This is a genomic window from Phenylobacterium sp. (assembly GCF_019636135.1).
Lineage (GTDB): Bacteria > Pseudomonadota > Alphaproteobacteria > Caulobacterales > Caulobacteraceae > Phenylobacterium.
In genome coordinates this window covers 155,905-169,063 of sequence record NZ_JAHBYD010000005.1, presented here as the reverse complement: position 1 = coordinate 169,063, position 13,159 = coordinate 155,905, and the positions used below count along the sequence as shown (strand labels likewise).

The 13,159-nt window shown below is 69.5% G+C and carries 11 protein-coding genes; 3 read left to right on the top strand and 8 right to left on the bottom strand.

Features of this window, described 5'->3' with window-relative positions; genetic code table 11:
- Positions 1–2 precede the first annotated feature (2 nt).
- From KF737_RS05475 to KF737_RS05455, 5 genes are all read right to left on the bottom strand, one after another.
- A complete protein-coding gene (locus KF737_RS05475) occupies positions 3–914 on the bottom strand; it encodes a Ku protein (protein WP_296451193.1) in 912 nt (303 codons plus the stop codon).
- Positions 915–923: 9 nt separating this feature from the next.
- Entirely contained in the window at positions 924–3,392 is a 2,469-nt protein-coding gene (gene ligD / locus KF737_RS05470) for a DNA ligase D (RefSeq protein ID WP_296451190.1), read from the bottom strand.
- 83 nt (positions 3,393–3,475) lie between these two features.
- Complete coding sequence (locus KF737_RS05465; protein ID WP_296451186.1) at positions 3,476–4,177, bottom strand: class I SAM-dependent methyltransferase; 702 nt, start codon at positions 4,175–4,177, stop codon at positions 3,476–3,478.
- The gene (locus KF737_RS05460; RefSeq protein ID WP_296451181.1) at positions 4,167–4,631 is read right to left on the bottom strand and encodes an Rrf2 family transcriptional regulator; all 465 of its coding nucleotides are present in this window, start codon (positions 4,629–4,631) and stop codon (positions 4,167–4,169) included. The genes KF737_RS05465 and KF737_RS05460 overlap by 11 nt, the downstream gene beginning before the upstream one ends.
- 168 nt (positions 4,632–4,799) lie before the next feature.
- Positions 4,800–5,588 carry a hypothetical protein gene (locus KF737_RS05455; RefSeq protein ID WP_296451176.1) on the bottom strand — a complete coding sequence of 263 codons (789 nt, stop codon included), beginning with the start codon at positions 5,586–5,588 and terminating at the stop codon, positions 4,800–4,802.
- A gap of 273 nt (positions 5,589–5,861) precedes the next feature.
- On the opposite strand from KF737_RS05455, the gene katG reads away from it, so the two are divergent.
- Positions 5,862–8,096, top strand: coding sequence for a catalase/peroxidase HPI (gene katG, locus KF737_RS05450; protein WP_296451173.1), 2,235 nt, complete (start codon positions 5,862–5,864; stop codon positions 8,094–8,096).
- Positions 8,097–8,493: 397 nt separating this feature from the next.
- Entirely contained in the window at positions 8,494–9,417 is a 924-nt protein-coding gene (locus KF737_RS05445; RefSeq protein ID WP_296451171.1) for a hypothetical protein, read from the top strand.
- 5 nt (positions 9,418–9,422) lie between these two features.
- Here the strand turns inward: KF737_RS05445 and KF737_RS05440 are convergent, their stop codons facing one another.
- The 3 genes from KF737_RS05440 to KF737_RS05430 form a co-directional block, all read right to left on the bottom strand.
- Complete coding sequence (locus KF737_RS05440) at positions 9,423–10,232, bottom strand: response regulator (RefSeq protein WP_296451169.1); 810 nt, start codon at positions 10,230–10,232, stop codon at positions 9,423–9,425.
- 111 nt (positions 10,233–10,343) lie between these two features.
- Positions 10,344–11,630, bottom strand: a complete 1,287-nt coding sequence (locus KF737_RS05435) for an adenylosuccinate synthase (RefSeq protein ID WP_296451166.1) — start codon at positions 11,628–11,630, stop codon at positions 10,344–10,346.
- A gap of 176 nt (positions 11,631–11,806) precedes the next feature.
- Positions 11,807–12,580 carry an SDR family NAD(P)-dependent oxidoreductase gene (locus tag KF737_RS05430; protein ID WP_296451163.1) on the bottom strand — a complete coding sequence of 258 codons (774 nt, stop codon included), beginning with the start codon at positions 12,578–12,580 and terminating at the stop codon, positions 11,807–11,809.
- A gap of 50 nt (positions 12,581–12,630) precedes the next feature.
- Between KF737_RS05430 and KF737_RS05425 the strand changes: the two genes are divergently transcribed.
- Positions 12,631–13,113 (top strand): DUF2244 domain-containing protein, encoded by a 483-nt coding sequence (locus KF737_RS05425; RefSeq protein WP_296451159.1) that lies wholly within the window; start codon positions 12,631–12,633, stop codon positions 13,111–13,113.
- Positions 13,114–13,159 lie beyond the last annotated feature (46 nt).

Genomic DNA, 13,159 nt, shown 5'->3' with positions numbered 1-13,159 from the left:
GCTCAGGAGGCGGCGGGCGCCTTCTTCCTGGTCGCGACCTTCGGCCCGGCGACGTCCGCGCCCGCAGCCGCGGTCTTCTTCGCCTCGCCCTTCCTGCCCTTGCCCAGGCCTCCCTTGGCAAGGCTGGGGGCCGGCGGGCGGCGCTCTTCCTCGATGGAGCGGCGCAGCGCGTCCATCAGGTTCACGACGTTGCCGCGCTCGGGGGCCTTGGTGATCACCGGCTGGTCGCCCGCGATCTTCGACTTCACGAGGGCGAGCAGGGCTTCCTCGTAGCGGTCCTCGAACCGGTCGGGATGGAATTCCATCGGCTTGCTGGCGATGATCTGGCCGGCCATGGCCAGCATGTCGGGCGAATACTTGGCCTTCAGCGGCTCCAGCGCCGTCGACGGCTCGCGGATCTCCTTGGCCGGCCGCAGCGTGGTGAGGCGGAAGCCGTCCTCGATCGGATCGATGGTCACCTGCCGCTCGCGGCCCGAGAGCACGATGCGGGCGATGGCCACCTTCCCCGCGTTGCGCATGGCGTCGAGGATGACGGCGAAGGTCTCCTCCGCGATCGGGCCGTCGGGCGCCAGGTAGTAGGTGTTGTCGTGGTAGATCGGATCGATGTCGGCGGCGTCGACGAAGCCGTCGATGTCGATGGTCTTGGACGACTCGATCTCGATCTCGTCCAGCTCCTCGGCCGTGACGACGACGTACCTGTCCTTCTCGAACTGGTAGCCCTTCACCAGGTCGGCGCGGTCGATCTCGCCCAGCTCGGGATCGTGGTACTTCTGCTGGACGCGGTTCTTCGTGTCCTTGTGCAGAAGGTTGAAGCTGATCTTGCCGGCGGCGGCGGACGTGGCCGGGAAGAGCTTCACCGGACACGAGACCAACGACAGCTTGAGATAACCCTTCCAGCTCGCCCGACCGGCCATCTCGGAACCCTACCTCTTCATGCCGACGTCACGCCGCATCTTGGGCGTGAGTTCTGAACTACTCGATACTAAACCATCCCAGGGGTCCGCGGCCAAGGTCTCCAGCCGGCGGACCACCGTAAGACGGTCGAAGGCGTGTCCTCCCGACAACGTGCGCAGTTCGTCCCAGGCGATGGGGGTCGCCACCGGGAATCCGGGCCGCGCCCGCAGCGAGTACGAGGCAACGGCCGAAGCGCCGCGGGCGTTGCGTATGTAGTCGATGAAGATCTTGCCCTTGCGGCGATCCTTGCCCGGCATGGCGGTGAAGAGGCCGGGCGTGTCGCCGGCCACGGCGCGTGCGACCGCCTCTGCGAATCCCTTCGCCGTCGGCCAGTCGTGCTTGCCGGGCTTCAGCGCGACGACGAGGTGCAGGCCCTTGCCGCCGGTGGTGCGAAGGAAGGGGGTGAGGCCCAGCCCCTGCAGCCGTTCGCGCAGGATTTCGGCGCCATCGCACACCCTGGGCCACGGCAGGCTCTCGTCCGGATCGAGGTCGAAGACGATGCGGTCGGGATGCTCCGGGTCATCGATGTGGCAGCCCCAGAGGTGGAACTCCACGGCGCCGAACTGGGTGAGGCCGAGGTAGCCCCTGGGCTCGGTGATGGCGATGAAGGCGGCCCGGCCCTCCTCGTCCGAGAGCTCGACGGTCTCCAGGCCGGGCGGCAGGCCGTTGAAGGCGTGGCGCTGGTAGAACAGCTCCTTCACGTCGCCCGAGGGGCAGCGGATCACCGTGACCGGGCGGCGCAGCGCCTCGGGCAGCAGCCAGTCCCCGACGCGGGCGTAGTAGACGGCGACGTCCAGCTTGGTGACGCCCATTCCGGCGCCGTCCCTCGTGAACTCGCGCTGCGGGTTGGTCAGGTGGATGGCGGCCAGGTCGCGGTCGCTGACGAGACGGGGCTTCACGGCTCTCATGGCGGGCTTGGGCTTCCAGGGCGCGATGGACATCAGCGTCGGCGCCCGCGGCGCGCCGATGCGCGAGCGGCTGCGGTAGCCGATCTCCACCTTCAACGCCGGTTCGACCCATTTGGCGCCGGGCGTGGGCGGAACGGCGATCACCGGCTTCTCGATCAGATGCGGCTCCAGCGCCCGATAGAGTTCGCGGGCGAAGTCCTCGCTGATGCCGGAGCCGACGCGGCAGGCGTATTCGAGCTCGCCGTTGCGCTCCTCGGCGAGCACGAGGGACGAGGCGTTCCTCGGCATGTTCTGCAGGAAACCCACGACCACGAACGCGTCGATCTCGACACGCTTCACCTTCAGCCAGTTGGGGCTTCGGGCCTGGACGTAGCGGCTGTCGGCCTTCTTCGAGACGATGCCTTCGATACCCATCCGACTGGCCTGGGCGAAGAGCACGTCGCCCTCGCCGTCGAAGTGGTCGCTGACCTGGATCTGCGAGCGGCCGTCGACCAGCGGGCCGAGCAGGCCGTCCAGCGCCTGCTTGCGGTCGCTGAGCTTGCAGCCGGTCAGGTCGAAGCCGTCGAGATGGACGAGATCGAATGCGAAGTAGGTCATCGCCCGGCTGTCGTTCTCGCTCAGCGCATGCTCCAGGAGGTCGAGCCTGGCCACCCCGCGGCTGTCCTGCACGACGATCTCGCCGTCGATGAGCGCGGTCTTGCAGGGGAGCTTCTGGAACGCCTTCTCAAGGGCGCCGTACCGGTGCGTCCAGTCGACGCCGTTGCGGGTGATCAGGCGGACCTTCCCCCGATCGAAGAAGGCCATCGTCCGGTAGCCGTCGTACTTGATCTCGTGGATCCAGCCGTCGCCCTGCGGCGCGCGGTCGGCGAGTGTCGCGAGCTGCGGCTTCCACTTCGCCGGCAGCGGCGCGGCGACGGAGCCCGGGATCTTGCCGGCCGCCCTGGCCTTCACGGCCTTGCGCGGCGCAGGCGCGGGTTCCGGCTCGTCCACCGACCTGCCGCTGACGACGCTGTCGGGCTCCTCGACGAGGACGTCGTAGTCGGCGAGCGGGCGGGCTGACGGATCGCGCTCCTTGATCAGCAGCCAGTCGGTCCCGTCGCCCTTGAGGCGGACCAGCGTCCAGCCGCCGGTCAGCTTCTCGCCCATCAGGCGGAACTTGATCTCGCCGTCGGCCAGGCCCTGCTCGGGGTCCTTCAGCGTCACATAGGTCCCGCGGTCCCAGATGATGACGTTGCCGGCGCCGTAGTTGCCGTCCGGGATGCGCCCCTCGAACGACCCGTACTCGATCGGGTGGTCCTCGGTGAGCTTTGCGAAGCGGCGGACCTTGGTGTCGAGGCAGGGACCCTGCGGCACCGCCCAGCTCTTCAGGACGCCGCCGAACTCCAGCCGCAGGTCGTAGTGGAGGTGGCTCGCCTTGTGCTTCTGGATGACGAACATCGGCTCGTCCGACGCGCGGGTCGCGCCGCCCGCGGGTTCCGGCGTCTCGGAGAAGCGGCGCTTGGCGCGATAGGTGTCGAGGCGGCCGGCCATCGCAGCCGACCATGCCGAGGCCGCGCGGAAAGGTCTATGGTCGCCCTCCGCCGATGGCGACATGAGCCGACCATCCAAGACGCTCAGGCATAGCCGACCCAACCGCGCCAAGTGAACGCCGCGTAGAACAAGGCGACATCGGAGAAGCCCGCTTCGCGCAGGATCGCCTCGTCTTGCCCGGGATCGAGCATTGGCAAGTGCGCCCCCACTCCCGCGCACATCTTTTCCACCTGTTGGGGATCAGCGCCCGCTGCGAGGGCGAATGCGCCATAGCGTGATAGCCAGAGCGCGCGTTCGCCATCACCTTGCGGGAAACTGTAGTGCGCCGCAACGAAGGGCGCGCCGGGCTTGAGCCGTCGCTGGAGCTCGCGGAGGGTGCGCGTGCGTTCGGCGGCATCAAGGAAATGCAGCGTCAAGAGGCACGTCGCGGCGTCGAACGGACCTTTGGGCGCATCGTCGATATAGCCTTCGTGGAAGGTGACGCGCGCGGCGTCCCGGCCGAGCACCCGCCGCGCTTCGTCCAGCATGGCGGCTGCCGGATCGACGCCGACGAACGTCCATCCCGGATGCGCGTCCGCCAGGGTCCGCAGTTCGAGACCACCGCCAGCGCCCAGCACCAGAATACCCGCATCTTCCGGGGCGCGCTCGGCAAGAAGGATCGCGGTCATGCGATGCAGATCGGCAAAGCCGGGAATGAACCTGTGCGGGCCATCGCCATAGCGGCTGGCGTGTTCGGGATCATTGAAGGCGGCCAGCAGCGCTTGCATCGTCACGTCATTCGGCATGAACCGCCTCCAGATCGTAGGATTGGTCGCGGCGCGCCAGTCGCGCGTGAAAGTCAGCGCGCAATTGCGCGAGCGTCACCGCGCCGAAACGCGACAGCAGCAGGGTTTCGGCGTCGTCGAAAGCACGGCCGAGTGAAGCGTTCACCGCTTGTTCGACAAGGCAACCGGGCGATTCCGTCCGGTTGCCGATGGCAAGCAACGTGGGTTCGCCCAGAGCCTCGTAAATGTCGCGCAGGGTAAGGGTCGAGAAGTCGCAAGCAAGGGTCCAGCCGCCGCCATGCCCCTTTTCGGAACGGACATAGCCACGATCACGAAGGCCACCCATGACGCGGCGAACCACGACCGGATTGGTCAGCATGGCCTTCGCCAGCACTTCGGACGTTACGGGCCCGTCATGCTCGGCCATGTGCAGCAGCACATGCAACACCCCCGACAATCGGCTGTCCCGCATCATGCAACATCGGATATTGCATGATGCGGGACGGGTCAACGTCGCGCGACGCCGGTCCTGGCGGACGACGCCGACCACGGCTTCCACGTTCCGGCCCGCACCGGCCGCAAGGACCCGACGTGACCCCGGGGTTCCAGGGCCTCGTCGATCCCGGCGACCCGCCCCCGGGCGTCAGATGTTGTAGATCCAGCCGTCGGTCAGCGACGACTGCTGGACGCCGACCAGGATCATCTGCGTGCCGCCGCCCAGATCGATGACGACGTCGGCGCCGACCTGGCTCACGGTGTAGGTCGTGCCCGTGAGCACGGCCACGCGGTCGCCTTCGGCGCGGCTGAAGTCGGTGACGCGGTCGATGCCCGAACCCGAGAAGACGTGGAAGCTGTCGGCGCCCGCGCCGCCGGTGACGGTGTCGTCGCCGCGGTCGCCGGAGATGAAGTCGTTGCCGTCGCCGCCGAAGATGACGTCGTTGTCCTTGCCGCCCCGCAACACATCGTCGCCGGAGCCGCCCAGCAGGGTGTCGTTGCCCTGGTTGCCGTTGATGATGTCGATGCCGCCGCCGCCGTCGATGCTGTCGACGCCCGTGAAGCCGTTGATGATCTCGCCCAGCGCGCCGCCCGTCAGGATATCGTCGCCGACCAGGATCTGCGCCATCAGGTTGGAGAAGTCGGCCGACTGGGTCGCCGAGAACGGCAGCGAGAAGTCGGTGATGTTGAGCAGGGTCTGGCCGTTCAGGTCGACCTTCAGGCTGGTGAACTCACCGCCGATGGGCACGCCCGCGATGGTCTGGAAATTCCCGCCATAGACCACGTCGAGGACGCCGGTGATCGTGCCGGAGATCTCCACGCGCACGGCCAGCGTCGTCGAATTCGCGGCCACGATCGTCGTCTGACCGATGGTCAGGGTCGCGATGTCGCCGAACGAGATCGTCGACGTCCCCGGATTGAGAGTCACCCGCGCCATGAAACACCCCCTATGAACTCACGCAGGGCGGAACCCTCCAGCAGGGCCCGCACAGCCTGCGCCACCCCGAGGTACAGGCGCGCGCGGCGCATAGCGTCCCCCGATCGGGGGTGCGGCGCCCATGGAATCGGGTCGGGAAATCACGCGAACCAAATGGAACTTAGGAGTTCCATAGATTTCCCCACAGCCGGCCATCAGGTTTTTCATTTTGTCGCGGGCTCGGGAGGAGCCTAGCGTCCGGAACCTCAGGTCGGGGTGACCAGGAGGAACGACATGGACGACGCGAGCCCGCTTTCCGATCCGCGGAAGGAGCGCGCTGCGCTCCGGACCCTGCTGGGCCGTACGAACCGCGACTGGTGGCCAAACCAGCTGTCGCTGGACATCCTGCACCAGCACGGCGCCAACGGCAGCCCGATGGCCGACGACTTCGACTACGCCGAGGCGTTCAAGTCGCTCGACTACGCCGCGGTGAAGCGCGATCTCACCGCCCTGATGACCGACAGCCAGCCCTGGTGGCCGGCGGACTACGGCCACTACGGCCCGTTCTTCATCCGCATGGCCTGGCACAGCGCCGGCACCTATCGCACCGGCGACGGCCGCGGCGGCTCGTCCTCGGGCGGCCAGCGCTTCGCCCCGCTGAACAGCTGGCCGGACAACGGCAACCTCGACAAGGCGCGCCGCCTGCTCTGGCCGATCAAGCAGAAATATGGGGCGAAGCTCTCCTGGGCCGACCTGATGATCCTGGCCGGAAACGTGGCCATCGAGAGCATGGGCGGCCCCACCTTCGGCTTCGGCGGCGGCCGGGCCGACACCTGGGAGCCGGCCAAGGACATCTACTGGGGCACCGAGGAACAGTGGGTCGGCCACGCCGACAACAAGACCCGGATCGACGAGGAGGCCGGCCGCGCGCTGGAGAACCCGCTGGCCGCGATCCAGATGGGCCTGATCTACGTGAACCCGGAAGGCCCGGGCGGCGACCCCGACCCGCTGAAGTCGGCGCGCGATATCCGCGAGACCTTCGCGCGCATGGCCATGAACGACGAGGAGACGCTGGCGCTCACCGCCGGCGGCCACACCTTCGGCAAGGCCCACGGGGCGGGCGACGCCTCCAAGGTCGGCGCCGAGCCGGAGGGCGCCGACATCGCCCAGCAGGGGCTCGGCTGGCAGAGCGGCCATGAGAGCGGGATGGGCGACCACACCATCACCAGCGGCCTCGAGGGCGCCTGGACCCCCACGCCGGTCAAGTGGGACATGAGCTTCTTCCACATGCTGCTGGACTACGACTACGAGCTGGTCCGCAGTCCGGCGGGGGCCAAGCAGTGGCGGCCGGTGGCGCAGAAGCCGGAAGACCTGGCGCCGGGCGCGCACAGCCCGCAGCGTCGCGTGCCGACGATGATGACCACGGCCGACTTGGCCCTCAAGATGGACCCGGCGTACCGCAGGATCGCCGAGCGGTTCCGGGACAACCCCGCGGAGTTCGCCGACGCCTTCGCCCGCGCCTGGTTCAAGCTGACCCACCGCGACATGGGCCCGAAGGTCCGCTACCTCGGCCCGGAAGTGCCCGCGGAGGACCTGATCTGGCAGGACCCGGTCCCGGCGGTCGACCATCCGTTGGTCGACAGCGCCGACATCGAGGCGCTGCAGGAGACGATCCTCGCGTCGGGCCTGTCGACGTCGGATCTGGTGAAGACCGCCTGGGCCTCGGCCGCGACCTACCGCGGCTCGGACCGGCGTGGCGGCGCCAACGGCGCGCGCATCCGCCTGGCGCCCCAGAAGGACTGGGCGGTGAACGAGCCCGCCGAACTGGCCCGCGTGCTGAAGGTGCTGGAGGGAATCAAGGTCGACTTCGACGCCAAGGCCTCCGGCGGCAAGAAGGTGAGCCTGGCCGACCTGATCGTGCTGGGCGGCTCGGCGGCGGTGGCCAGGGCGGCGAAGGCCGGGGGCCACGACGTCGGCGTACCCTTCACGCCGGGCCGCACCGACGCCACGGCGGAGCAGACCGACGCCCACAGCTTCGAAGTGCTGAAGCCGCGGGCCGACGGGTTCCGCAACTATCTGGAGACCCGCTTCAGCGTGCCGACCGAGGAGCTGCTGGTCGACCGCTCGCAGCTCCTGGGCCTGACCGCCCCGCAGATGGCGGTGCTGGTCGGCGGCCTCAGGGTCCTGGGCGCGAACCACGGCGGCTCGAAGGACGGGGTCTTCACCGACCGCGTCGGCGTGCTGACCAACGACTTCTTCGTCAACCTGCTCGACATGGGCACGGCGTGGAAGCAGGTCGACGACGCGGGCGACGAGACCTTCGTGGGCACGGACCGGGCGACGAACACGCCGAAGTGGACGGCCACCCGGACCGACCTCGCCTTCGGGTCCAACTCGCAGCTCCGGGCGATCAGCGAGGTCTACGCCTCGTCCGACGCGGCCGGGACGTTCGTGAAGGACTTCGTGGCCGCCTGGGTGAAGGTCATGAACGCCGACCGCTTCGACCTGCCGAAGTCGGCGCGGGCATAGACGCAGGCGCACAGCCCGGGGAGCTCTCCTCGCCCGCAGGGGAGAAGAGCCCCCCGGACCTGATCCGGGGTGTCGGCCGCAGGCTTCCTGCGCGCCAGAGGCGCCGTCATCTTTTGGAACCACGAACGAACACGAAGACACACGAACAGGCCGCAGAGGATCGCAGCGTTCAGATCGTCCCCGACGCGTTCGTGTGTCTTCGTGTTCGTTCGTGGTCGAATCAAACGGCGCTGACGCGCTAACAAGGCTCTAAGGATCGCTCAACCCCGGCGCGCTGCGCGCGCCACCTCGGAGAGCGCTGAAATGACGCCCTTTCCGGACGGCGCGAGCCGCGCGATAGTATCCGTGCTGGTGAGGTGACGGGCGCCGGCCGATGTGACGCGCCCGGGGAATGCCAGTGCTCCAGCTCGACCTTTCCACCCTCAGCGGGCCGGACCTCCGGTCGCTGCTCGACACCGCGCGTGAGCGCGGACAGGCCCGGCAGTCCTATCTGATCCTGCAGGAGATGGCGCGGCGCCGCGAGGGCGGCGATCCCGGCCTCAGGAAGCGCGCGAGCCGCCGCGACCGCAGCGAGCCGCGCTTCATCGAGCTCGACCTGGGCGACCCGCTGGAGCGGCTGGCCGTCGAGGAGGAAGAGGCCCAGCCCGATCCGATCGACGACCTGCGCCTGGAGCGCGAGCCGGACCCCGACCCGCCGCCGCGCCGCCGCTGGTCGGTCGGGGTGTTCACGGCGGGCGCCGTGGTGGGCCTGGCCGTGGGCGCGTTCGCCGGCAGCGTGGGCGAGGCGTTCCTGCGGCCGTCATCGGAACTCGCGCAGTTCCGCGCCGAGGTGGAGGCCGCGCCTGCCCCGCCGCCTGCGCCCAAGGAGACCGACGCTCCGCTGGTCGCGCCCGCCGAGCTAGCGGACGCGCCGCCGCCGGCCCCGCCCGTCGAGGTCGCGGCGGAGTATGAGACACCCGCGCCGGACGCCGCGGAAGCCGCCCCGCAGGAGGTCGCGGACGCGGAGCCCGCGCCCGAGCCGCCGCCGGCCAGGAAGGAGCTGGCTGCGACCGCGGCGCCGAAGCCTTGCCCGGGCGCCACGACGCCGGCCGACCGCGCCATCTGCGGCGACGCCGAACTGGAGAAGTTGCAGCAGGACCTGCGCCGCGCCTACGCCGCCGCCCTCAGCGCCCACGCCGACCGCGACATCCTGCGCCAGCGTCAACTGGCTTGGCGCGACGCCCGCAACGACGTCTCCGACCCGCACCGCCTGGCGGCCCTCTACAGCGAGCGCATCCGCAAGCTGAACGCCGCCACCGCCGACGCCCGCCGCCAGCAGTAGGACGGCTAGGCCGCCTCGGCCGTGCGGGCTTCCTCCTTGGGCAGGAAGGTGAGCAGGGGCTTGGCCCAGCTCTCGGCGGCGGCGCGGGTGAGCGGCGCGCCCGACTGGGTGTGCTTCATCAGGTGGCGGTAGAACTCCGACGCCGCCAGGGTCAGGCGGAAGTCGGTGGCCAGCGTCTGCAGGCTGGTGGCCTGGGTCAGCATCGCGCGCATCGCCTGCTCGGGATCGGTCTCGGAGGCGGCGACGGCCGCGCGGACGATCTTCAGGCACTGGTTGATCTTCTGCTGGTACGGCGTCTCGGAGCCGTCGGTCTTGCGCTTCAGCGGGCCGGCGTATTCGCCCGAGTTGAAGCGGCGCCGGTCGGGGCCGATGTAGGCCACGCCCTCGACCCAGTCGCGCTCCTTCAGCGTCACGGCCTCGAGGCGGCGGATCAGGTCCTTCATCGAGTAGGGCTTGCGCAGGAACTCATGCACGCCGGCGTCGCGGGCGGCCAGGATCATGCCGGCGGTGGCGGCGCCCGTGACCGTGATGATCGGGGCCTTGCGGCAGCTCCAGGTCGAGCGGCGGATCTTCCTGGCGATCGCCAGGCCTTCGACGTCGGCGGCGCCCAGCTCCAGCACGATCAGTTGCGGGTCGCAGGTCTCGGCGATGCGGAGCGCGCGTTCGGTGTTGTGGGCGATCCAGACGTGGCTCTGGGCGATGTCGCGCATCAGCTCGCTGAACAGCCGTGCGCTGGCGAGCGTCGGGTCGGCGACGACCACGCGCTTCAGCCTCGGCGCCATCTTCTCGATGATACGTTTGTCGCCGTCGAACAAGGACTTGGCTCCCCCCGCGCTGGGAACCGTCGTAGCGGACAATCCGTAAAGAGACGTTTGATGCGCGGGCCTCGGCGACCGCCGGCGCCTCAGAATGGGTAGGACTATATGTCAGTCCTGAAACGGGTCGCGGACCAGGATGGTGTCGTCCCGCTGCGGGCTGGTGGAGAGCAGCGCGACGGGGGCGCCGATCAGTTCCTCGATGCGGCGGACGTACTTCACCGCGTTGGCCGGCAGGTCCTTCCACGAGCGGGCGCCCTGGGTCGTCTCGCTCCAGCCTTCCATCTCCTCGTAGACGGGCGTGAGCGCGGCCTGGGCCTTGAGGCCCGCGGGCAGGTAGCCGACGTCTTCGCCGTTCAGGCGGTAGCCGGTGCAGATCTTCAGGGTCGTGAGCCCGTCCAGCACGTCCAGCTTGGTGAGCGCGATGCCGGTGATGCCGTTCAGCGCCACCGACTGGCGCACCAGCGCCGCATCGAACCAGCCGCAGCGGCGCGAGCGCCCCGTCACCGTGCCGAACTCGCGGCCGACCGTGCCCAGGTGCTGGCCCACCTCGTCGGTGAGCTCGGTCGGGAACGGGCCCTCGCCCACCCGGGTCGTGTAGGCCTTCACGATGCCCAGCACGTAGCCGGGGCCCTTGGGGCCGAGGCCCGAGCCGGCGGCGGCCTGGCCGGCCACGGTGTTGGACGAGGTCACATACGGATAGGTGCCGTGGTCGACGTCGAGCAGCGCCCCTTGCGCGCCCTCGAACAGCACCCGCCTGCCCGACTTCACGATGCCATCGAGCTTCAGCCACGCCGGCTGGGCGTAGGCGAGGATACTGGACGCCATCTCCTCCAGTTCGGCCAGCAACGCCGCGGCGTCCACCGGCGGCAGGCCCAGGCCCGCGCGCAGCGGCGCATGGTGCGCCAGCAGGCGGTCGATCTTGGCCTCCAGCGCCTCACGGTCGGCGAGGTCGGCGACGCGGATGGCGCGCCGGCCCACCTTGTCCTCATAGGCCGGGCCGATGCCGCGCCCGGTGGTGCCGATCTTGTTGGTCGCGGCCGCCTCGCGCGCTTGGTCCAGATCGCGGTGGATGGGCAGGATCAGGCAGGCGTTGTCGGCCAGCACCAGCAGGTCGGGGCCGATCTCCACGCCCTGGGCGCGGATGCCGTCGATCTCCTTCAGCAGGTGCCAGGGGTCGACCACGACGCCGTTGCCGATGATCGAGAGCTTGCCCTGGACCACGCCCGAGGGAAGCAGGCTGAGCTTGTAGACCTGGTTGCCGACCACCAGCGTGTGGCCGGCGTTGTGGCCGCCCTGGAAGCGCACCACCACGTCGGCGCGGTTCGACAGCCAGTCGACGAGCTTGCCCTTGCCCTCGTCGCCCCACTGGGCGCCGATCACGGTCACGTTGGCCATCTGGATACGATCTCCCGACCTGCCCGGAGAAACGCGCCCAGGCCCTTCGACAGGTGCTCGGCCAAGGCGCGGAGATCGATTGTCGGCGGGGCGTTTAGCGAACCCTTCCCCGATTGTCATCCCGGTTTCGCCTGCGGCGAAGACCGGGATGACAATCGGTGGGTGGGCAAGGGCGGCTATCCCCGGTCGACCGCGAAGCCGCCGAAGGCCTGCTGGACCGGCATGAGCTCGAGGGTGTTGACGTTGATGTGGGCGGGGAGCTTCAGGACGCTCTCGCAGACCAGGGCCACGTCGTCGGCGCTCATGGCGTGGACGCCCTTGTAGACGTTGTCGGCCTTCGCCTGGTCGCCGGCGAAGCGGACCACCGAGAACTCGGTCTCGGCCATGCCGGGCTCGATGGAGGTGACGCGGACCTTCGTGCCGATCAGGTCGGCGCGCAGGTTCAGCGAGAACTGGCGCACGAAGGCCTTCGTGCCGCCGTACACGTTGCCGCCCGGATAGGGGTAGCTGGCGGCCACCGACGAGAGGTTCATCACGTCGCCGCGGTTCCGCTCGACCATGCCGGGCAGGACGGCGCGGGTCATGCGGACGAGGCCGGTGACGTTGGTCTCGATCATGGTCGTCCAGTCGTCGAGGTCGGCCTCGTGCGCCTTGCCGAGGCCGAGCGCCAGGCCGGCGTTGTTGTAGAGCACGTCGATCGCGGCGAACTCGGCCGGCAGGCCGGGCAGCAGGGCGTCGATGGCGGCGGCCGAGCGGACGTCGAGCTCGCGGGTGAGCAGGCGGTCGGTGGCGAGATCCCTGGCGAGGGCCGCGAGACGGTCGGCGCGGCGGCCGGTGGCGATCACCCTGGCCCCGCCGGCGATCAGCCGGCGCGCCATGGCCTCGCCGAAGCCCGAGGTGGCGCCCGTGACGAGGGCGATGCGGCCGTTGGCCCAGGTGGTGTCGCTCATGACCGCTGGGATAGTGGACTTCCGCGGCGACCGGAATAGTGTCGCGAGCCATGCCCGCGGCCGCGCTCTACATGGACGCCGAGATCCGGCCGAACCGGTCGCTCTCCGAGCGCGGCTTCATCATCCTGATCAGCGTGATCACGCTGGCCAACTGCGGCTCGGCGCTGGTGTTCCTGCGGCTGGGGGCGGTGTTCGTGCTGCTGCCGTTCCTGGCGATCGACGTGCTGGCCGTGGCGCTGGCCTTCATGATGAGCTTCCGTTCGGGCCGGGTGATCGAGCGCGTGCAGGTGAGCCCCTCGGAGGTGAAGATCACCTACGAGAGCCCGAAGGCGACGAAGGTGGTCTGGGAGAGCCCGACCGCCTTCACCCGCGTCACCACCGAGCGCGACGCCGAAGACCGCTGCACGGCGTTGCGGCTGGCGCTCTCCGGCCGCGAGACGGCGGTGGCGGCGGCGCTGAGCCCCGGCGAACGGGAAGCCTTCGCCAAGGCGCTCGAAGACGCGATCTGGAAGGCGAAGCGGCATAGGGACTGATCATCGTCTCGTCCCGCGTCGCATCCGACAGCCAGCCGCAGATCGG